Origin of the sequence: Thalassolituus sp. (genome assembly GCF_034111725.1) — a bacterium.
In the GTDB taxonomy this organism is placed as follows: domain Bacteria; phylum Pseudomonadota; class Gammaproteobacteria; order Pseudomonadales; family Oceanobacteraceae; genus Thalassolituus.
In genome coordinates, this window is sequence record NZ_JAWUWR010000043.1 from 36281 (window position 1) to 56982 (window position 20702).

Consider the following 20702-nt stretch of genomic DNA (forward strand, 5'->3'; position numbering starts at 1 on the left):
TACGCCTTGTGCGTCTGGCCATTTAATCCGAATAGAGAGTCTTATCATGAAAAAAAATACTAGTACCCTAACGTCTGCTTTGTCTGCTGCTGTTCTTCTTGGTGCATCTGCGGCGTCGTTTGCAGCTGAAAATCCATTTGCTTCTCAATCACTTACTAGTGGATATCAGGTTGCTGAAAAAGCAGAGATGGAAGGCAAGTGCGGTGGTAAAACAGAAATGAAAGGTAAGTCGGAAGCCGAAGGCAAGTGCGGCGGTAAGTCAGAAGCTGAAGGCAAATGCGGCGGTAAGGCTGAAATGAAAGGCAAAGCTGATGCTGAAGGTAAATGTGGCGGCGACAAAGCAAAGAAGGAAGGTAAGTGCGGCGAAGGTAAGTGCGGAGCTGCTAAATAATTGAGCATTTGGCTTAGTCAATGATTACGCACAGGGCCTGTCTCCGTGCGTAATTGATAAGGAATATCTATGAGTTTTTTGGTTGAGCAGTACCGTCATATTCAAGCGGTTGGACAGCGTTTACAGCACCTGGATGGCTTGCCGCCATTACTACTGCGCTTGTATCTTGCACCGATTATGATGCAGGCAGGATGGAATAAGCTGTCGCATTTTTCTGACACAGCTGCGTGGTTCGGTAATCCAGATTGGGGGTTGGGTTTGCCTTTTCCTGAGCTGATGGCGGCGCTAGCAACGGGTACAGAATTAATCGGCGGGGCTTTATTGGTGGTTGGCCTTGCTACACGCTGGGTGAGTATTCCTTTGCTATTCACCATGCTGGTTGCTGCGTTTTCGGTGCATTGGGAAAATGGATGGTTGGCGATTGCTGATGGTAGTAGTTGGTTGGCAAATGATCGCGTACTTGAGGCAGGAGAGCGTTTAAGCCGCGCCAAAGATATTCTGCAAGAATACGGCAATTACGATTGGTTAACGGGTCGTGGTAGCGTGGTGATTTTAAATAACGGTATTGAATTCGCCGCTACTTATGCACTTATGTTGTTGGTGTTGATTACTAATGGTGGTGGTCGCTACACCAGCATTGATTATTGGATTGCGCGGTTTGCTGGAGTGTTACCAGCAAAGCGCTAAGCGCTTGCTGGTATCGAGTTGGATTGTTACGGTACTTTTGCTTCCGCATACGGGTTCTTTTGCCCTTCGGGCCGACGCTTAAAGCGTTTGTAAGTCCATTGATACTGAGCTGGTGCTATCTTAATTAACTCTTCGATAGATTGGTTCATTGATGTGGCGCAGGTGCGGGCATCGTCGGAGTAAATACCGTCTTCCGCAGCGGTAAAATGCAAATCAAAGCCTTCGGCATTAGGGAGTCGCTTGGCAAACGCGTAGATCACCTGTGCACCCGTTTTTTGAATCATTTCATGCGGCAATTTCGGCGTCAGGGTTTCTACTCCCATAAATGGCGCGAATACTCCGCTTTTTAGGCGGGGTTCTTGATCAGGTAAGAAGCCGACTGTGCCACCTTGTTCTAACACAGAAAACAAGGCCGCAACGCCGTCTCTGGTGGTGGGAACAAGCTTACAACCAACGGTTTCTCGGCGCTCCACCATCCACTCATTAAAAACTGGGCTTTTAGCTGGACGGTACATGATAGTGACAGGGCACTTGCTGGAAATGTAATTGTTCAGAATTTCCCAGTTGCCCAAATGTGGAGCCAATATCAGTAACCCGCGCTCATCTTTGATGCCTGCTTCGACCAATTCCTCTCCGTATACAGTACGAACCAGTTTTAATCCTTTGGCCGTTTCATAACCCCACATCGGGCCCATTTCGGCGCCGACCATGCCATTTTGGATTAGGGTTTCTTGTACCAGTAGGTCTCGTTCTGCAACCGACTTGTCTGGGTAAGCCAAACCTAAGTTCACGCGTGCAACTTCTCGGGCACGAGTGCGACGCCCCCAAAGATAGATCCCGACTCGACGACCAATCTTCTGAGCCGTGGGTAGTGATACTCGTCCGAGTAGCTTGATCACGGCGATCATTAAGTAACCAATTATATTTTTCACGGGCATGTCTCTTTAGCAGGAGCTGGAAGTTTACGGTTTGGTGACAAATGCGCAAGGTATGCCACTGTTTCCATTTGGCCCGTTAGTGTCATATAGCTCTGCTACACTGAATTGGAACAAAAACATGGCCTTTATATGCTTAATATCGAAAGCTCGCTCAGTAGTAAACGCATTCTCATTGTTGATGATCTGGTGCAAGCACGATCGTCGCTGAAGAATATGATGGGGATTATTGGCGCGCAGAGTATCGATACTGCCACCGATGGTCGTGAGGCTATGGAGTTGATTCTAGAAAATGATTACGACCTGGTGCTGTCTGACTACAACCTTGGAAAGGGCAAAGATGGTCAGCAAATACTAGAAGAAGCGCGTTTCTCCAATCGGCTAAAGGCAACGGCACAATTTATATTAGTTACTGGTGAAAATGCGGTCGAACGCGTAATGGGCGCATTGGAATATGAACCGGATGCCTATATTACCAAGCCATTTACTCTCAGCATGCTGCGCGAGCGCTTAAAGCGTATTTTTCATACCAAAGAAGAGCTACGTCCGATTAATGAAGCGATTGAGAGCGGTGACATTAGTCAAGCTATTGAGATAGCGAACTTCTTGCTGGAAAGTAAGCCACGTTTATTGCTGCCGGTGTCACGTATTCTAGGTAAGTTGTATATGCGACAGGAGCGTTATGAAGAGGCTCTGTATGTATATTCGCAACCGCTCAATACTCGCATGGTGTCATGGGCGCGGTTAGGCCAGGCCATCTGTATGCATTATTTAGGCGACTCTCTGGGCGCACTTGCGTTAATACGGCAAACCTTGGTTGATTACCCGATGTATGTGCAATGCCACGACTGGGCTGCGCGTATTTTATTGGCTCTAGGCAAACCAGAAGAAGCCCAGGAGCAGCTGGAGCTAGCAGCTGCCATCTCGCCGCGTGCCGTATTGCGGCAAATGGAGCTTGGTTATTTAGCATCGCAAAATGGTGACCACAAAATTGCTGAAGTTGCTTTTGAGCAGTCGATACGTTTAGGCCGTCACTCCTGCTATAAAGCTTCGGGCAACTATTTACAGTTTGCCCGTGAACTACAACACGGTCTTACCTCAGAAAAAACTCGAGATAATATTAACCTGCGCAATAAAGCTTTGCGTGCGATTGATGAGTTGCGTCAAGAGTACTCGGGCCATGTTTCCATTATGTTTGACACGTGTATCGTTGAAGGCAAAACCTATACAGCGGTAGCTGAAAGCGACAAGGCTAAAGAAGCCGTTGATCGCGCCGAAAGTATGCTAGCTCGAATTCAAACGCCAACACCTGATCAGCGGTTATCGATGACGGAAGCTTTTATTGATACTGGACAGCATGTAAAAGCTAAAGACTTGATGAATACCATGCGTGATTCTAAGGCAAGTAACCTAGCGCAAAATGCGTTGGATAAATTACGAGCGTTAGAAGATAAACTTAATGCGATGACGATTCGTGAACATACCGCCAAGTTAAATGCCGAAGGTGTGTCATTGTACGAGCAAGGCAAATTGATGGAAGCCATCGAGGTCTTCGATCAAGCAGTGAAGTACGATGAAGTTGGCGTGAGTGTCTTACTGAACGCGATTCAGGCTAAGGTCAGTCATATTGAACGTACTGAGTTGGATATACGCCAGTTAAAAGATTGCTACACGCTTTTTAAACGGATTGGGAACGTAGGCCATTTGGATGAGCGCTATGATCGTTATGACCGTTTGAAAACCACCTGCATTCGGTTAAAACGCGCCGCTGGATTATAGAGTGTGTTTTGTAGGGGGCGGGCGTGTGATGCGAAGTATTGTGATTGGCCCTAAGGAAAATTATGAAATTTGAGCAATTGGCCGCGGCGGTGATCCATGATGTGAAAAACCAGTTGCAGTCATTGATGGATGAAGAGCAACTAGCACTAGAGCAGTTGCCTGATCAATACCGCAGTATTGTTGAACCCATTTTGCAGCGCACCAGCCGTTTAAAAGACGACGCTTTGCAACTGGTGATTTTGTTTCGCCTTGGTCAAAACCGCCCATTTCCTATGGATGATGCTTGGCCTAGAGACACCGCTAACGACGCAATTGAGGCTGCTGCCATTCAATTTCCTAGCGTTAAGTTAGTCAATGACATCGATGAAGATTGCCAAGGATTTTATAACGAAAATCTAATCCACCTAGCCCTAATGACATTAATTACTAATAGTGCTCAAGCTGGGGCGACTAGCATTACACTGAAGGCCGAAGAAGTTGATCAAGATTCCGGGCGTTTGTGCATTCAAGTGATCGATAATGGCCCTGGGTTTTCAAAAACGATGTTAGAAACTCAGGGCGAGAGTGCCGATGAACATAGTAGTCATGACGATGGTACGGGCTTAGGTTTGTATTTTGTAAAACTCATTGTTGAGCACCACAAAGCATCTATTCAAGGAGCTTCTGTAGTGCTGACTAACAACTCGAAAAAAGGCGCGTGCGTTACCCTTAATCTGGCTTAACGGTAATTGCTGGATGTTCCGCAACTTCAAACAAGCGAAAATAAAACTCCTTGGTATTCTTGCACTTCAATTCATCCCAATGGGACGGGAACTGAGGTTTTAAGGTGGCTTCATGTTCGATGTAAATCAAAGCGCCCGGTAGGAGCTGCAGGCTATCCATTGCCGGTTGCAATAGATTCTTACCGAAGGGGGGGTCTAGAAATACCAAATCAAAGGGTTCTGGATTCTGCGTCAGCCATATCAATGCGTCACCGGCCCATACTTGTGCATTGCTAGCGCCTAAGGTCTGTAGGTTTTCTTTCAATTGCATTGCGGCTGCAGGGTGCTTCTCTAAAAAAACAACCTCTTTTGCGCCACGCGATAGCGCTTCGAATCCAAGTGCACCGCTACCCGCAAAGGCGTCTAACACACGACAGCCCTCTACGTCATGTTGCAACCAATTGAATACGGTTTCGCGCACGCGATCCATCGTCGGGCGTAGGCCATCAATTGCAGGAAAGCGTAAACGACGAGAGCGCCATTCACCGCCAATGATACGAAGTTGATGATGCGAAATTTTGCTCACAATGATTCCGGTGTCGCCATTTTTGCCATGCAGTCTTGGTAATCAGAGGCTGCCGTCTTTTGGCTTTCACCCAGATCCCGATACAGCAAGCTGAAGAAGTTATTAGGCAGCGAATGGTAGGCAAGATCCGCTTGAATGTCGACTTGCCCTGCATCGCTAAACCATAAATCGCGCAGCTCGCTGCTTCGTTGAATACGAAACGCCTGCCATTGACTGCGATCAGGCAACGCGTTCGTAGCAGCAGACGCTATTGCCCATGATTGTAGTTGTGCAGCACTAAACCAGAGTCCCCCTGCGGGATAGAGTTCTAAACAGGCATTGGTTTGGTGTTGTGTTAACGGGCGCAAGGCCAGCGTTCTAATGACATACGCAGCAGCGGTTTGTAGGCTGCGTTCATCAAGCGGGCCTTGGATAAACAAGATACCTGCACGATTGGTTGGGGCGTCTTTCAGTTGTTCAATCAGTAACTGTGCCCACTGATCTAACGGTAATTCGCTGTTGATATCGACCGGAGCAGAGAATGACTCGCCCTCCATGCGTACTTTAACGACGACGTTCTCGCTACGAATGTTCTGCCAATAAAGCCAAGTACCTTCGAGGCTTTGCCATGAGTGCCAAGGGCGTTCGGATAGCGGTGCTTGATTAAGCGCGTCGAGTGGTGTGTCTTCCGGATTTTGATGAGCTAAATTGATCCATGCAATCAAAACAAGACAACCGAGTACTATTACGTTGAGGGTTGTTTTGCTGAAACCTTGCCGCATTGTAGGGCTCCAAAAAACAAGACATGGAAATACGCTCGTTGCGTTAGTTTAATGATAGGATATTGCATCCTAAGTAAGATCAGTTCCAGTAATGTATCTTACTTCATCGCCATTGTAGCTAGTCTGAGAAGACCGATGTTTGATTTTTTTAAACGTAAGAAAGACAAAAACAAATCAGAAAAACCTGAATCGGCGGAGCTTGAGCAAGAGTTTGAGCCAATAAGCCCCGAACCAGCAATTCCTGAGATTGAGCCACTGCCAGTGGATGTGATCACTGAGCCAGAAAAGGCCATGATTAAACCGCCTGTGGTTGAAGAAATTATCGTTGAGCCAACACCTACAGAAATTCCACCGGTTGTTGTTCCAAACGAGCTGGATAGCACGCAAAATAGTGCAGTTGCTGAAATCAATGTCGATGTTATGGTCGATGTCCCTATTAAAGTAGCGCCAGAAGAGAAAAAGGGATTTTTTGGCCGTATTCGCAGTGGCTTAAGTAAAACTCGCTCGGGCTTTACCGATGGCCTTGCCTCGCTACTGCTGGGCAAAAAAGAGATTGATGATGATCTTATTGAAGATCTCGAAACTCAGCTCATCATGGCCGATGTGGGGGTGGAAGCCACTACCGAAATCATCAAGCGTCTTACGGCACGCGTGAGTCGCAAAGAATTGAAGGATTCCGATGCTCTTTACGAAGCCTTAATCGACGAGCTGCAAGACATGTTGTCGGTATCACAGAAGCCATTGGTGCTTGATAGCAGCAAAAAACCGTACGTTATTTTAATGGTGGGTATTAATGGTGTCGGTAAAACCACCACCATTGGTAAGTTGGCCAAACAATTTCAAAAACGCGGTAAGAGCGTGATGCTAGCGGCGGGTGATACTTTCCGTGCCGCGGCGGTAGAGCAACTACAAGTTTGGGGCGAGCGTAATAATGTCCCTGTGGTTGCCCAGCACACAGGAGCGGACTCTGCTTCGGTATTGTTTGATGCCTTGCAAGCTGCACAGGCGCGTAAAGTCGATGTCTTGATTGCTGATACTGCAGGTCGGTTGCACAACAAAGATAACCTGATGCAAGAGTTAGAGAAGGTTGTGCGTGTGATGCAAAAGCTCGATCCGAGCGCACCTCATGAGGTTATGTTGGTGCTGGATGCCGGAACGGGTCAAAACGCCATCAACCAAACCAAGCATTTCTTACAGTCGGTTGGTGTAACCGGCTTAACCTTAACTAAGCTCGATGGTACCGCCAAAGGTGGGATTATTTTTGCCTTAGCAAAACAGTTTGGCTTGCCGGTGCGCTATATCGGTGTCGGTGAAGGAATTGACGATTTACGGCCATTTAATGCCGATGAATTTACCCGCGCCTTATTCCGTCACGATACAAAAGAAGATTAACTTCCAAGGCCTTGTAGTATGACCATGGTACGCTTCGAGCGAGTCAGTAAGCGTTATGGCGCTGGTAAAGACGCGCTCAGTAATATTAACTTTGAGCTTGCTCGGGGCGAATTTGCCTTTTTAACCGGCCACAGCGGCGCCGGTAAAAGTACGCTGTTGAAGTTAATGATGCTGATGGAGCGACCGACTCGCGGCAAAATCATTGTTGATGATCAAGATTTAACCACCATGCGCCCAGGGCAAGTTCCTTACCATCGGCGCAAGGTCGGTGTGGTGTTTCAGAATCACCAGCTGTTATTTGATCGCACTGTCTTTGAAAACGTAGCCTTACCCTTACAGATTGCTGGTTATACGCCTGCTGAAGCGGCACGACGTGTGCGCGCTGCATTGGATTCTGTGGGTTTACTCGGTATGGAAGGTCGCAACCCGATTGAACTGTCGGGCGGTGAGCAACAGCGTGTTGGCATTGCCCGTGCTGTTGTTAATAAACCAGCCTTACTTTTGGCGGATGAGCCAACCGGCAACCTCGATCCTGAGTTATCCGAAGAAATCATGAATCTCTTTTTACGCTTCCAGCAAGTGGGTGTAACCGTATTGATCGCCACCCACGATATTGCTTTGATCGAGCGTATGGGTCATCGCCGTCTGATTCTTGATCATGGCGAACTGCATTGCAGTGAGCGTCAGTCGCGTAAGTCAGATTCCAGTGACTTACTGGGAGATGACCATGGCTAAGCCCGGTGCTTCGCGTAATACGCCAACAGCAAAGAAAAGTGCCATCGCTAAAATGGCACCGGCAACAGGTAGTAAAGGCGGCAAGAATAATGCTGGCGCTTCGATACAGAATATGGGGTTTCGCGACCAAGTCTCGTCTTACGCTGCGCATCATCAATTAGTCGCCGTCGAAACACTTATGCGCTTGTGGGCAAACCCGATGAGCAGTGTGCTTACTTGGTTGGTGATTGCGATTGCCTTAACTTTGCCTGGGGCATTGTGGATATCGCTCGATAATCTCAGTCAGCTAAGTGGTCGGTTTCAGGCCTCAGGTAGCATTACCGTTTACTTAGTGCCGGGCACGGCAATTAAAGATGGTCAGACGACCCAAAAAACAATCGCAGGTTTAAGTCATGTGGTTTATACCCGCTTTATTGATGCGGATACAGCGCTGGAAGAATTTCGCACGACGAGCGGTTTAAAGGATGCTTTGGATCTGTTACCGAGTAACCCATTGCCGCCGGTTATTGTGGTCGAGCCGCAGTTAGGTACGCCACAAGCTCAAGTGTTGGCTTTGGGCAAAAGCATAGAGCGATTACCTTTTGTTGATGTTGTTGAACTCGATACCGCATGGCTTGAGCGTTTGCTCGCCTTACTTGCTTTGAGTGAGCGCATCATATGGGTGATGGGTGCCTTGCTCGCTTTGGCTATTGTGCTGGTGGTGGGTAATACCATTCGTTTATCGATTGCCGCGCGGGTTGATGAAATTCGAGTAGTTAAACTGGTGGGCGGCACCAATGCTTGGGTGCGTCGGCCATTTTTATATACCGGTTTGTGGTTTGGCATGGTCGGTGGATTGATGGCGTGGGTTTTATTGGCAATCTGCTGGTTGTTGGTCAGTGGACCCGTCGAAGATCTTGCTCAGTTATACGGCTCCACCTTCTCTTTGGCGCCATTATCGGCGAGCGCGGCGTTATTTTTACTCTTTAGTGCTATGTTTTTGGGTTGGTTGGGGGCTTGGTGGTCAGTTCACAGGCATTTGGATCAAATTGAACCATAATCAACAGAATTGGTTTTGATTGTTCCAGAATAGAACTTTCACAACGGTTGGATGTCATAAGAATCCGGTGCTACACTAATCCGCGTTAAAGACCTCTCAGAGGCGAAATTTTTTTAGGAGTGTTCGATGAACAAAGGTTTGCAAGCTGCATATGCTTTGTCACCAGGGGCTAACCTGGAATCCTACATTGCTAACGTCAATGCTATTCCTGTATTAACTCCCGAGCAGGAGAAATCGTTAGCAGAGCGTCTTCATTACCATGAAGATCTTGATGCTGCTCGTCAGTTGGTTATGGCGCACATGCGTTTTGTAGTTCACATTGCCCGTAGTTACTCGGGTTATGGTTTGAACCAGTCTGATTTGATCCAAGAAGGTAACGTCGGTTTGATGAAAGCGGTTAAGCGCTTTAATCCCGAAGTAGGTGTACGCCTTGTGTCTTTTGCGGTGCATTGGATCAAGGCCGAAATTCACGAATTTATTCTGCGCAACTGGCGCATCGTGAAAATTGCTACGACCAAAGCTCAGCGCAAGCTTTTCTTTAATTTGCGCAGCCAAAAGAAGCGTTTAGGTTGGTTGACCCAAGCTGAAGCTCAGTCTATTGCCGATGATCTTGGCGTAGAAATGAAGACCGTATTTGAAATGGAAGGTCGCCTAAATTCGTATGATGCCGCATTTGATGCCGGTGCCGACGATGACGACGAAACCGCCTATAAGGCACCTGCGTACTTTCTTGAAGATCACAGTGCCGATCCTGCTTTACAAGTTGAAGCTGATAATAGCGAACAAGATTCTAGCGATCGTTTGCATATTGCCTTGGCCTCACTGGATGAGCGTAGTCGAGCGATTTTGCAGCACCGCTGGTTGGCAGAAGAGAAGTCGACTCTGCATGATCTAGCTGCTATTTATGAAGTATCTGCTGAGCGAATTCGCCAGTTAGAAAAGAATGCAATGAAAAAGCTGAAAGATGCCATGAGTACTGACTTAGTACCGGTTTGATATTCGCTTTATGCAGCACCCGTTGTATGAAAAAGGCCGCTTAGGATGAGCGGCCTTTTCTATGGGCGTTCGAAAATCAGCTTACTGAATTAGTAGGCTCGACTCAGCGCGGCACTTTACGAATGCGCCCTGACTCATCAATCGCCACATAAACAAATATGGCATCAACGACTTTACGTCGTGCTTTTTCATTCGGATTTTGTGTCCAAACTTCAATGCCTATGCGAATAGACGACGAACCAATGTCTAACAACTTGGTGTAGAAACACACCGCAGCGCCAATACGAATTGGGGATAGAAACACGACAGATTCGAGCGCCACGTTGGCAATTCGCCCCTGCGCAATTCTGCTGGCGACACTTTCTGCAGCATGGTCCATATGAGCAACTACCCAACCGCCACTAATATCACCATGGGTATTAGTGTCTGAACGATTAGGGATAAGTTTCAGTGCGAGTTCACCATCCGGCGTGGGTTGGTTATCTTCCGTTACATCCATAGAGCTAGCCTGATTATTCATTATTTTGGGCGAGTGTACTGTAAATTACGCTCGTTTACAGGTGTCTGTTAGGCAATATAGCATTTCCTATGTTACCCGTAGATTTCATGGGGTAGCCAAGTTGCCAATTCGGGAAATATAGCCAGTAATCCGAGTAATGCTAGTTGAATCAGGATGAATGGAATCACACCGCGATAAATGGTTCGTGTTGGCACATTTGCTGGTGCTACACCGCGTAAATAAAACAACGCGAAACCAAAGGGCGGTGTTAAGAACGAGGTTTGTAAGTTGATGGCGATCATAATGCCAAGCCATATGGGATCGACTCCCATGGTTAGTAGTACGGGCGCGACAATGGGTACAACAACGAAAGTAATTTCAATAAAGTCGAGAATAAAGCCGAGCAGGAAGATAACGACCATGACCAGCAGCATCGCGGAGAAGACGCCGCCGGGTAGGTCGTTAAAAACTTCATGTACTAGCTCTTCGCCGCCAAAGCCGCGGAATACCAATGAAAATAATGCGGCACCGATGAAAATTAAGAAAATCATGCTGGTGACTTGCAGAGTTGAATCCACAACTTCACGCAAGCGTTTTAAGTCAAACTCGCGATAAAGAATGGCCAAGATCAAAGCGCCTAAAGCGCCAATGCCAGCGGCTTCGGTGGGTGTTGCTATGCCCGTTAAAATCGAGCCTAACACTGCAATAATCAAAGCTAGTGGCGGTAATAGGCCGTTCAGCAGTTCGAGTAAAAAGCGCGGTGACATTGTTGGGCGATCGGCGACAGCGGGTGCGGCACCTGGTTGAAAGAGCGCCACTAAGCCGGTGTAAAGTAGATAAGCTACAACCAATAACAGGCCAGGTATCAGCGCACCAACAAACAAGTCGGCCACGGAGACGGTATCGGGGGTGAATATGCCCATATTGAGCTGAGCTTGCTGATAGGCGCTAGAAAGTACGTCGCCTAAGATAATCAAGGCCGTTGATGGCGGAATGATTTGCCCTAGGGTCCCTGTTGCGCAAATAGTGCCGCTGGCCAGTGCTGGGCTGTAACCCGTGCGCAGCATCGCCGGCAATGAGATTAATCCCATTGTCACTACGGTTGCGCCGACGATACCAGTGCTTGCGGCAAGCAGCATTCCTACCAATATAACGGAAAAGCCAAGACCGCCTCTTACCGGACCAAATAGTAGGCCTAAATTGCGCAGAAGTTGCTCTGCGATTCGAGACTTTTCTAACATCACGCCCATAAATACGAATAAGGGTACCGCGATTAAAATCTGGTTATTCAAGATGCCAAATAAGCGATTGGGAAAGGCACTCAAAAAAGCCGGATCAAGTGTATTAGTGAGTAAGCCTATTCCAGCAAAGAGTAACGATGTACCGGCTAGGGTGAAGGCAACGGGAAAGCCTGCCATAAGAACTAGACAGATGACCGCGAAAAGTATGATGGGCATCCATTCAGTCATGTTGCGCTGCGCCTGTATCGGTTGCGGTCAAACTGCGCAGCAGCTCGGCAATTGCTTGCAATATTAAGGTAATTGGCAGCATTAAAATGAGTGTCTTGAGAAGATAAATATAAGGTAACCCTGAGGCTTCTTGAGAACGTTCTTGGATCGCCCAAGCATTGCCAACGTACGTCCAACTTACCCACAGCATAAACAAACAGGTAGGTAACACTAAAAAGAGAATGCCAAGACGGTCGACCCAGCGTCGCCGTTGTTTTGACCAGCCACGGTAAAAAACATCGACGCGCACATGTCCTCCCTGCTGCCAGGTGTACGCTGAGCCGAGCATAAATATAGTCGCATGGAGATACATGACGGCTTCTTGCATCGCTATCGATGGTTGGTCAAAGGAATAACGTAATAAAACAACGCCACATGAAATAAGCACCATAAGAAGTGCTAGCCAGCGTATCGCCTGCCCGGTTCTTAGGGTAATGCCGTCAAGTATGTTGATTAACTGCTGCATGAGGTGGTGCCTGTATGGGATGGCGGCATTATAGCTGTGCTGGCGTCGCGGGGTAACCCCGACGGCGCTGCGGCTATGAGTCCCTTATTGCCTCGCTTAAACGGTCTACGATGTCACCAAAATGTAATAAACTTAGCCTCTGTCATATTTCTGTAACATGAACCGCAAATAATAGCGCCATAACAAAGCAAACGAGTTGTTGCTGGTTTACAGCATAACCATAAGAGGAAACTCAACATGAAAAAAGTATTGTTAGCTGGCGTTGCTATGATGGCATCGATTGTGGGCACACAAGCACACGCAGATCGCGATTACATCAGCATTGTTGGTTCATCGACTGTATACCCGTTCTCTACCGTTGTGGCGGAGCGTTTCGGTAAGTCTTCTAGCTTCCGTACACCTAAGGTTGAATCAACCGGTACCGGCGGTGGTTTAAAGTTGTTTTGTTCAGGTGTGGGTGAAGCGACTCCTGATATCACCAACGCATCTCGTGGTATCAAATCATCAGAAATTGAACTTTGTGCGCAAAACGGAATAAAAGACATCATCGAAGTGATGGTTGGCTATGACGGTATTGTTCTGGCTAATACGAAAGAAGCTGAAGCCTATAGTCTGACTCGTAAAGATGTGTTCTTAGCTTTAGCTAAAATGGTTCCTAATACTGATGGCACAGACACTCTAATCGAAAACCCATACAAGACTTGGAAAGACGTTAATCCAACGCTTCCTGCTCATAAAATTGAAGTATTAGGTCCTCCACCGACGTCTGGTACTCGCGACGCATTCGTTGAGCTGGGTATGGAAGGTGGCTGTAAACAATTCCCATTTATTAAGGCATGGGAAAAAGCAGACTCAAGTAAGTACAAGGCAGTTTGCCATGGTTTGCGTGAGGATGGCTCTTACATCGAAGCGGGTGAGAACGACAACCTGATCGTACAAAAATTGGTTGCTAATCCAAATGCCCTAGGTATTTTCGGCTACAGCTTCTTAGAACAGAACGCAGATAAAGTGCAGGGATCGAAGATTGACGGTAAACTGCCGACCTTCGAAGCGATCTCTTCTGGTGATTACCCAGTTAGCCGTTCATTGTTCTTCTACGTGAAAAAGGCTCACATCGGTGTAATCCCAGGTATTCAAGAGTACTTGGCTGAGTTCACCTCTGAGAAAGCGATGGGTGAAGATGGTTATCTTGCAGACAAGGGTTTGATCCCGATGACTGAAAAAGAAGCCGCTAAGGTAATGGATACCGTGAAGAATCTGAAAACGATCTCTAAGTAAGATCTGACAGAACAATGCGTCAAGCGCATTGCCAAAGGCCGGGCCCTAGGGTTCCGGCTTTTGCGTGTTTAATCAACTGAGCAAAACAGACGAGTCATGAATTACAGTAGCCTGATAATCGCCGTACTGATCGCCTTAGTTGGGGCCTATGTTTTAGGTCGCAACCGAGCAAGATCTATTGCCAGTCAGGGAATGAAAATGCATTCTCTGCCCACTCACTATGGCGCCCTGATGTCGCTTTGGACCGGTCTTCCAGCACTTTTGTTGTTGTTGATCTGGAGCTTAGTTGAACCAGGCATCGTCGATTCCTTGTTGGTGTCGCAATTACCAACAGCCATTCAAGAAGGTAGTGCTACTGATATTCAGCTCGCCTTAAGTACGGTTCATAACCTAGCTATTAATGCTGGAGTTACCGCCGATGCTTCTTTGATGCCGGCGGTTAATCATCTACGTGACCTTCAGTCGCGTATTAATCTATTACAGGGTGGGGTAATCCTCGCCATGTTGTTTATCGGTATTGCGCTTACTTGGCGTCGAATTCAGCCGGAAATGCGCGCCCGTTCTGAGGTCGAAAGCATCGTCCGCGGTCTTTTGTTTGCGAGTTCTGCCGTCGCCGTTCTAACGACGGTCGGTATTCTTGCCAGTGTGCTGTACGAAGCATGGATGTTTTTTGGCAAGGTAAATGCCCTAGACTTTTTATTCGGCACAGTTTGGTCGCCACAAGTAGCTTTACGTGCTGATCAATCGGGATCATCGGGTAGCTTCGGTGCCATTCCGTTATTTACGGGGACTTTGCTGATTTCTGCGATCGCTATGTTTATTGCTGTGCCGGTCGGTTTGATGGCTGCTATTTACTTGTCGGAGTATGCCAACTCAACAGTACGCCAGTACGCGAAACCGGCATTAGAAATTCTGGCGGGTATTCCGACTGTGGTTTACGGCTTCTTTGCGGCATTAACCGTTGCACCATTTATTCGTGAAGTCGGTGAATCCATGGGTTTGGCCGTTTCATCTGAAAGCGCCTTGGCGGCAGGTCTAGTCATGGGGATTATGATTATTCCGTTCGTGTCGTCGTTGTCTGATGATGTGATCAATGCTGTGCCGCAGGCACTGCGTGATGGTAGCTATGGTTTAGGTGCTACGCGCAGTGAAACGGTTAAACAAGTGGTTATTCCAGCGGCATTGCCGGGCATTGTTGGAGCTGTAATGCTCGCTGTTTCCCGTGCCATTGGTGAAACCATGATCGTTGCTATGGCGGCAGGTTTGGCAGCCAATCTAACCGCCAACCCACTCGACAGCGTAACCACGGTCACAGTGCAAATTGTAACCTTGTTGGTTGGTGACCAAGAGTTTGATTCACCGAAAACATTAGCCGCATTCGCGTTAGGCTTGGTGCTTTTCTTAGTTACCTTGGCCTTAAACTTTGTCGCTTTGAAAGTCGTACAGAAATACCGAGAGCAATATGACTAACAATAATTTAAGTACTCGTGAAAAAGTAGAAAAGAGCATGAAGCGTCGCCGTGCTGGCGAAATGCGCTTTCGCGCTTATGGTATGGCATCGGTATTGTTTGGTCTGTTGTGCTTAGTCGTACTCTTTAGTGACATTATCTATAAAGGAGCGTCGGCTTTTAGTCAGACAGTCCTTAATACCGATATTGTGATTGATGCGAGTTATTTAGGTCTTAATGAAAAATCGACCGAAAAAGAAATAATGAACGCTAACTTTGAAGGCTTAATCAAACAGCATTTCAAAGAAACCATTCAGCCTGATGGGCGCAAAGAGCGCAGCCAGTTATACGGTTTGCTCAGCGTCGGTGCTGGTTGGCAGTTGCAAGCTTTAGTGCTTGCTGATTCAAGCGTTATCGGCAAGAAAATAAATATCGACTTAATCGTAGACGACGATGTTGATCAGTGGTTTAAACATGATCGTGGCGAGCAGGAAGGCAGTTCGCGCCTTTCAGATTTACAGATTTCTTGGTTAGAAAACTGGATTGCAGAAGATCGTTTATTCACTCGTTTCAATAAACAGTTCTTTGTTAATGGTGATTCACGTGAACCTGAATTGGCGGGCATCCGCGGTGCTATTACGGGTACTTTGCTAACCTTAGTGGTTACCTTTTTGTTGTCATTTCCAATTGGTGTGGCTGCCGCAATTTATCTGGAAGAATTTGCGCCGCGTAACCGCTTAACCGAAATCGTTGAAATCAATATCAACAACTTGGCTGCAGTGCCGTCGATCACGTTTGGTTTATTGGGTTTGGCGATTTTCATTAACATGGTGGGTGTTGCACGTTCGACGCCGATTGTGGGTGGCTTGGTTTTAACCTTAATGACATTGCCGACCATTATTATTTCTGGGCGTGCAGCCATTAAAGCCGTGCCACCGTCGATTCGAGAAGCCGCATTTGGCCTAGGCGCTTCTAAAATGCAGGTGGTTTTTCACCATGTATTACCGTTGGCATTGCCTGGTATGTTAACCGGTACAATTATTGGTATGGCGCAAGCATTGGGCGAAACAGCGCCCTTGCTTATGATTGGTATGGTGGCATTTGTGGTGGATGTTCCGGCCTTTATTAACGATCCATCGACAGTGCTGCCAGTGCAAATTTTCCTATGGTCGGACAGTCCTGAACGTGGCTTTATGGAACGTACATCCGGCGCAATTATGGTTTTAATTGCATTTTTAATCACCATGAATACAACTGCCGTTATGCTTCGTCGCCGCCTAGAGCGTCGCTGGTAATCATCTAAGGATGAATTCCCCAATAATGCATAACGAGCAAACTGAACGAATTAAGAATTGGATCATGACTTATGAGCTTTATTGAAAACCACACGACCGATGGCACGCCATATTGCGATGATGCAAAGCTGCGCGCTCGCGATGTTTGTGTTTATTACGGCGAGAAAAAAGCCATTCAAAATGTGAGTTTGGATATTGGTGCCAACGAAGTTATCGCGCTAATCGGCCCATCGGGTTGCGGTAAGTCGACATTCTTGCGCTGTCTAAATCGTATGAACGACACCATTGATATTTGTCGAGTAACGGGTGAAATCTTACTGGATAGCGAAAATATTTATGACCCGAAAATCGATGTTGTGCCATTGCGTGCTCGTGTCGGCATGGTATTTCAAAAGCCGAATCCATTTCCTAAGTCTATTTACGACAACGTCGCTTACGGACCGCGCATTCATGGTTTGGCCAGTTCGCGGGTTGATATCGATGAAATCGTCGAAAAAAGTTTGCAGCGTGCCGGTCTTTGGAGTGAAGTTAAAGATCGGCTGCATTCACCAGGCACTGGTTTGTCGGGCGGTCAGCAGCAGCGCTTGTGTATTGCTCGCACGATTGCGGTTGATCCTGAAGTTATTTTAATGGATGAGCCGTGTTCCGCCCTTGATCCAATTGCAACTGCTAAGATAGAAGAGTTAATTGACGAGTTGCGGGAAAATTACACCATCGCGATTGTGACGCACTCGATGCAGCAAGCTGCTCGTGTATCACAGCGCACCGCTTATTTTCACTTGGGTCAGTTGATCGAAGTGAACTCTACGGATCGGGTGTTTACCACTCCTGAACACGCACTGACAGAAGCCTACATAACCGGCCGCTTTGGGTAAGGGGAAATACCATGGAAATGAATTTTAATCAGCACATATCAGGTCAGTTTAATGCTGATCTTGAAGCCATTCGCAGTCATATGATGAGTATGGGTGGATTGGTAGAGCGCCAAGTAGCAAATGCCATCGAAGCGATTTGTAATGGCGATACTCGTATTGCCGACGACGTAATTCGTCGTGAAGATGATGTCGATAAAATGGAAGTAGCGATTGATCGCGAATGTACGCAAATTCTTGTGCGTCGCCAACCGGCAGCTTCTGATTTGCGTATGGTGCTTGCCGTTTCTCGTGTTGTGCGTGACCTTGAGCGTATGGGCGATGAAGCGAGTAAAATTGCGATCCATACACTAGAAGTTAGCGATGCGAAAAATCCACAGTTGTGCCAGCAATCAATGCGCTATATGGGAACCGAAGTTGTGAAAATGATTGCTGGGGCTTTAGATGCCTTTGCTCGTCACGATGTTGATGGTGCCATTGAAGTCGTTCGTAATGATAAGTTAGTGGATAAGCAATACGCTTCAGCATTGCGTGAGTTAATCACTTATATGATGGAAGATCCACGTTCCATTGGGCAAGCGATCAGTATCCTATGGATTTTACGCGCCATCGAACGTATTGGTGACCATGCACGTAATATTTCAGAGCAAGTTATCTACTTAGTGAGCGGCGCTGACGTACGTCACAGTTCATTAACTGAAATTGAAGAGCAAGCTCACAAAGAAGCAAAAGAATAAGACTTTTTGCGTCGATCACTTAGCTGAAGACGTAATATTCTGGAATTTTCCCTGTTTGAATTGACGCCACTCATTGAGTGGCGTTTTTTATTTTATCCCCGCCTATTCAATTCTTGATCTCCAGCTACAATTTCAAGGCTTCGCATTCATGAAATTGTCATCGAACAGTCATATTTTGTGTTCATGTCATATTTCTGTAATAAAGATGACATAGATTTGTCATCACTCGGTCATGAAGATCGAAATTAGAAAAAAATAACCTTGATTGCCAACTGGGCGAATAATCGCCGGTTACACAACCAGAATGGAACTACCACAATGAAAAAATTAGCTTTGTCTTTGGCTGTTGCCGCAGCACCTTTTATCGCTCAAGCAGAAACGATTGAGATCGAAAAGCCATCTTTTTATGGCAAGTTGAATGTGACCCAAGAGTTTGTGCAGCCAGAAAATGCCGGTAACTACAGCCAGTTAAACTCAAATGCATCACGTTTGGGCTTAAAAGGTAAAATCGCATTGGATCATGGTTTAACGGGTATTTATCAGATTGAATACGAAGTGAATGCGGATGATGGTACCGAGAGCAGAAGTGGTAACACGTTGACTCAACGTAATACGTTTGCGGGCGTTAAAGGCGAGTTCGGTGAAGTGATTGTTGGTATGTTTGATACGCCATTTAAAGCGACCCAAAACAAAATTGATTTGTTCAATGATCTTCAGGGTGATATCAAAAACTTCATCAGTAACAGTGAAAACCGTAAAGAAAATAGCGTTCAGTACACCTCGCCAAATATGGGCGGCGCAGTTGTTACGGTTGATCACATCAACTCTGAAAACGAAAATACTAATAACGGTTTGTCTACTTCTGTTGCTTACACGTTAGAAAATATCTATGTTGCGGCAGCTTACGATAACGAAGTCGAAGGCGAAAAAATTGACGCCTACCGTGCTGTTGTTCAGATTACGATTGATGCGTTGCAGTTAGGCGTATTAGCTGAAAACCAAGATAACGCTGATAGCTCAGAAGACGGCTGGTTGGCGTCTGCACGGTTCAAACTGGACAGCAAAATCGCTCTGAATGCTCAGTACGGCCAATCAGATATCCGCGAGAAAGGCGCTTCTACTATGAGCCTTGGTGCGGATTACAAGCTAGCAAAAACTGCTAAAACCTTCGTATACGTGACTCAAGAAGATTCTGACGATGAGTCATTGAATGCGACTTACATTGGTGGTGGCTTAGAATATAAATTCTAAGATCTAACTGAAGTAGAAAAAGGCGCTTATTAATTAGGCGCCTTTTTTATTGCTCTCAGGATACTGGTTTTATCGACGCTGAGCTGATATCAGCGAACGCGATAGGTTGGAATTATGAAGCTAAAAGTGCTGCCTTCACCTACGGCTGAATCAATGAGCAATGTCGCATCGTGGTGCTCAAGTGCATGCTTAACAATAGCAAGGCCTAATCCAGAGCCACCAATTTCAGATTCTCGTGATTCATCAACGCGATAAAAGCGTTCTGTGATTCGATTGATGTGCTCGGCGGGAATACCATCGCCTTGATCTATAACGCTTACTTTTAAACCTTTCATTGAGGTGTGAATTTTTAAGGTCACATCTTTGCCACCGCCGTATTTTAGAGCATTGGTTAGCAAGTTAGTTAATATGGAGCGGATCTCATCGGGAAAGCCTTCAACCTCAGCTTTAGCGCGGTCATCCATAGTGATATGACCTTCGGCAAAGTCTCGTAGCTGATCGATAACCTCGTGGCATAGCTGAGTAAAACTAAACCACTCGCCTTTGCGCTCGCTACTAACGCTTTCTAGTTTCGATAATTCAATAAGATCATTTACCAGCATGGTCATGCGCTTACTTTGACTGTCCATTTGATAAATGGCTTTGTTCATGGAGCTGGGCAGTTCCATGTCGCTCATCATTTCTAAGTAGCCATTGAGTACGGTCAGAGGCGTTCGTAATTCGTGCGATACGTCGGCGATGAAGTTCTGGCGCATCGACTCGACACGCTTTCGCTCGGTCACATCGCGCACCAGCATGACCTTTTGCTCGTAACCAAATTCAGTAATTTGTAATTGCAGACTGAATTTGCGCATGTCGAATTGTAAGGCTTCACGAAAGTCGCCTTGATCGAAATAGCGCACAAATAATGGGTGACGAATTAGGTTCTTAACGTGTTGCCCTGCATCGTCCTTGCGCAAGCTTAACAGGCGGATCGCAGCGCCGTTGATGGTGGTAATGAAACCTTCTTGATCAAGAATGAGGACGCCGTCTTGCAGTGATTCAATACCTTGGTTGTAGCGTTGTAATTCCATGGCTTGTTTGGCAAGTCGCGCGCGTAACTGTTTTTCGCGTCGTAGCAGCTTATCAACGCTGTAACCGACATAACCACTGTCTTGTGGCGGTGGGCCTAAGCGGTAGCTCCAACGATAGAGTGCTTGAGCGGCGTGTAAGCTGACCAGCTGGGAAACTGTCAGGCCGGTGAGTAACCCGACGGTTGGATAGCCTACAGACCAACCTGCTGCTAGTCCGGTACCTACTAAGGCACCTACTCGAAAGAGTTCTTTTTGCCACGCACTTTGATGCAA

21 protein-coding genes are annotated in these 20702 nt (G+C 46.8%); 14 read left to right on the forward strand and 7 right to left on the reverse strand.

The window, feature by feature from the left end; all coding sequences use genetic code 11:
* Positions 1-46 precede the first annotated feature (46 nt).
* Positions 47-391, forward strand: a complete 345-nt coding sequence (locus UXZ23_RS06360; RefSeq protein ID WP_320819789.1) for a hypothetical protein — start codon at positions 47-49, stop codon at positions 389-391.
* A 69-nt stretch (positions 392-460) separates the two neighbouring features.
* Entirely contained in the window at positions 461-1078 is a 618-nt protein-coding gene (locus UXZ23_RS06365; protein WP_320819790.1) for a DoxX family protein, read from the forward strand.
* A 26-nt stretch (positions 1079-1104) separates the two neighbouring features.
* Here UXZ23_RS06365 and UXZ23_RS06370 read toward each other — a convergent pair whose 3' ends face one another.
* Entirely contained in the window at positions 1105-2010 is a 906-nt protein-coding gene (locus UXZ23_RS06370; RefSeq protein WP_320819791.1) for a lysophospholipid acyltransferase family protein, read from the reverse strand.
* A gap of 135 nt (positions 2011-2145) precedes the next feature.
* Between UXZ23_RS06370 and UXZ23_RS06375 the strand changes: the two genes are divergently transcribed.
* Together UXZ23_RS06375 and UXZ23_RS06380 are read left to right on the forward strand one after the other, a co-directional pair.
* Complete coding sequence (locus UXZ23_RS06375) at positions 2146-3792, forward strand: response regulator (RefSeq protein ID WP_320819792.1); 1647 nt, start codon at positions 2146-2148, stop codon at positions 3790-3792.
* A gap of 62 nt (positions 3793-3854) precedes the next feature.
* Positions 3855-4514, forward strand: a complete 660-nt coding sequence (locus UXZ23_RS06380; protein WP_320819793.1) for a HAMP domain-containing sensor histidine kinase — start codon at positions 3855-3857, stop codon at positions 4512-4514.
* Here the strand turns inward: UXZ23_RS06380 and rsmD are convergent.
* Positions 4501-5079, reverse strand: coding sequence for a 16S rRNA (guanine(966)-N(2))-methyltransferase RsmD (gene rsmD / locus UXZ23_RS06385; protein ID WP_320819794.1), 579 nt, complete (start codon positions 5077-5079; stop codon positions 4501-4503). The two genes, UXZ23_RS06380 and rsmD, sit on opposite strands and share 14 nt — an antisense overlap.
* Positions 5076-5840 (reverse strand): hypothetical protein, encoded by a 765-nt coding sequence (locus tag UXZ23_RS06390; RefSeq protein ID WP_320819795.1) that lies wholly within the window; start codon positions 5838-5840, stop codon positions 5076-5078. The genes rsmD and UXZ23_RS06390 overlap by 4 nt, the downstream gene beginning before the upstream one ends.
* Positions 5841-5975: 135 nt before the next feature.
* Here UXZ23_RS06390 and ftsY point away from each other — a divergent pair, with 135 nt between their 5' ends.
* From ftsY to rpoH, 4 genes are all read left to right on the forward strand, one after another.
* Complete coding sequence (gene ftsY, locus UXZ23_RS06395; protein ID WP_320819796.1) at positions 5976-7232, forward strand: signal recognition particle-docking protein FtsY; 1257 nt, start codon at positions 5976-5978, stop codon at positions 7230-7232.
* Positions 7233-7250: 18 nt separating this feature from the next.
* Positions 7251-7967, forward strand: coding sequence for a cell division ATP-binding protein FtsE (gene ftsE, locus UXZ23_RS06400; protein ID WP_320819797.1), 717 nt, complete (start codon positions 7251-7253; stop codon positions 7965-7967).
* Positions 7960-9006 (forward strand): permease-like cell division protein FtsX, encoded by a 1047-nt coding sequence (gene ftsX / locus UXZ23_RS06405; protein WP_320819798.1) that lies wholly within the window; start codon positions 7960-7962, stop codon positions 9004-9006. The genes ftsE and ftsX overlap by 8 nt, the downstream gene beginning before the upstream one ends.
* Before the next feature lie 126 nt (positions 9007-9132).
* Positions 9133-10002, forward strand: a complete 870-nt coding sequence (gene rpoH / locus UXZ23_RS06410) for an RNA polymerase sigma factor RpoH (RefSeq protein WP_320819799.1) — start codon at positions 9133-9135, stop codon at positions 10000-10002.
* Between the two features lie 103 nt (positions 10003-10105).
* Here rpoH and UXZ23_RS06415 read toward each other — a convergent pair whose 3' ends face one another.
* The 3 genes from UXZ23_RS06415 to UXZ23_RS06425 form a co-directional block, all read right to left on the reverse strand.
* Positions 10106-10501 carry an acyl-CoA thioesterase gene (locus UXZ23_RS06415; protein ID WP_320819800.1) on the reverse strand — a complete coding sequence of 132 codons (396 nt, stop codon included), beginning with the start codon at positions 10499-10501 and terminating at the stop codon, positions 10106-10108.
* 92 nt (positions 10502-10593) lie between these two features.
* A complete protein-coding gene (locus UXZ23_RS06420) occupies positions 10594-11970 on the reverse strand; it encodes a TRAP transporter large permease subunit (RefSeq protein ID WP_320819801.1) in 1377 nt (458 codons plus the stop codon).
* Positions 11963-12475: a TRAP transporter small permease subunit gene (locus UXZ23_RS06425; RefSeq protein WP_320819802.1), complete on the reverse strand. Its 513-nt coding sequence runs from the start codon at positions 12473-12475 to the stop codon at positions 11963-11965. Before UXZ23_RS06425 ends, UXZ23_RS06420 begins: the two co-directional genes overlap by 8 nt.
* A gap of 237 nt (positions 12476-12712) precedes the next feature.
* On the opposite strand from UXZ23_RS06425, the gene UXZ23_RS06430 reads away from it, so the two are divergent.
* The 6 genes from UXZ23_RS06430 to UXZ23_RS06455 all read left to right on the forward strand — a co-directional run bounded on the left by UXZ23_RS06430 (position 12713) and on the right by UXZ23_RS06455 (position 19356).
* Positions 12713-13753, forward strand: coding sequence for a PstS family phosphate ABC transporter substrate-binding protein (locus UXZ23_RS06430; protein WP_320819803.1), 1041 nt, complete (start codon positions 12713-12715; stop codon positions 13751-13753).
* Between the two features lie 96 nt (positions 13754-13849).
* Complete coding sequence (pstC, locus tag UXZ23_RS06435) at positions 13850-15223, forward strand: phosphate ABC transporter permease subunit PstC (RefSeq protein ID WP_320819804.1); 1374 nt, start codon at positions 13850-13852, stop codon at positions 15221-15223.
* On the forward strand, positions 15216-16496 hold the full coding sequence (gene pstA, locus UXZ23_RS06440; RefSeq protein WP_320819805.1) for a phosphate ABC transporter permease PstA: 1281 nt from the start codon (positions 15216-15218) through the stop codon (positions 16494-16496). Before pstC ends, pstA begins: the two co-directional genes overlap by 8 nt.
* 71 nt (positions 16497-16567) lie before the next feature.
* Positions 16568-17371, forward strand: a complete 804-nt coding sequence (gene pstB / locus UXZ23_RS06445; protein ID WP_320819806.1) for a phosphate ABC transporter ATP-binding protein PstB — start codon at positions 16568-16570, stop codon at positions 17369-17371.
* Between the two features lie 11 nt (positions 17372-17382).
* Complete coding sequence (phoU, locus tag UXZ23_RS06450; protein ID WP_320819807.1) at positions 17383-18105, forward strand: phosphate signaling complex protein PhoU; 723 nt, start codon at positions 17383-17385, stop codon at positions 18103-18105.
* 318 nt (positions 18106-18423) lie between these two features.
* Positions 18424-19356, forward strand: a complete 933-nt coding sequence (locus tag UXZ23_RS06455) for a porin (RefSeq protein ID WP_320819808.1) — start codon at positions 18424-18426, stop codon at positions 19354-19356.
* 89 nt (positions 19357-19445) lie between these two features.
* On the opposite strand, the gene phoR is transcribed toward UXZ23_RS06455, so the two are convergent.
* The gene (phoR, locus tag UXZ23_RS06460; RefSeq protein WP_320819809.1) at positions 19446-20702 is read right to left on the reverse strand and encodes a phosphate regulon sensor histidine kinase PhoR; all 1257 of its coding nucleotides are present in this window, start codon (positions 20700-20702) and stop codon (positions 19446-19448) included.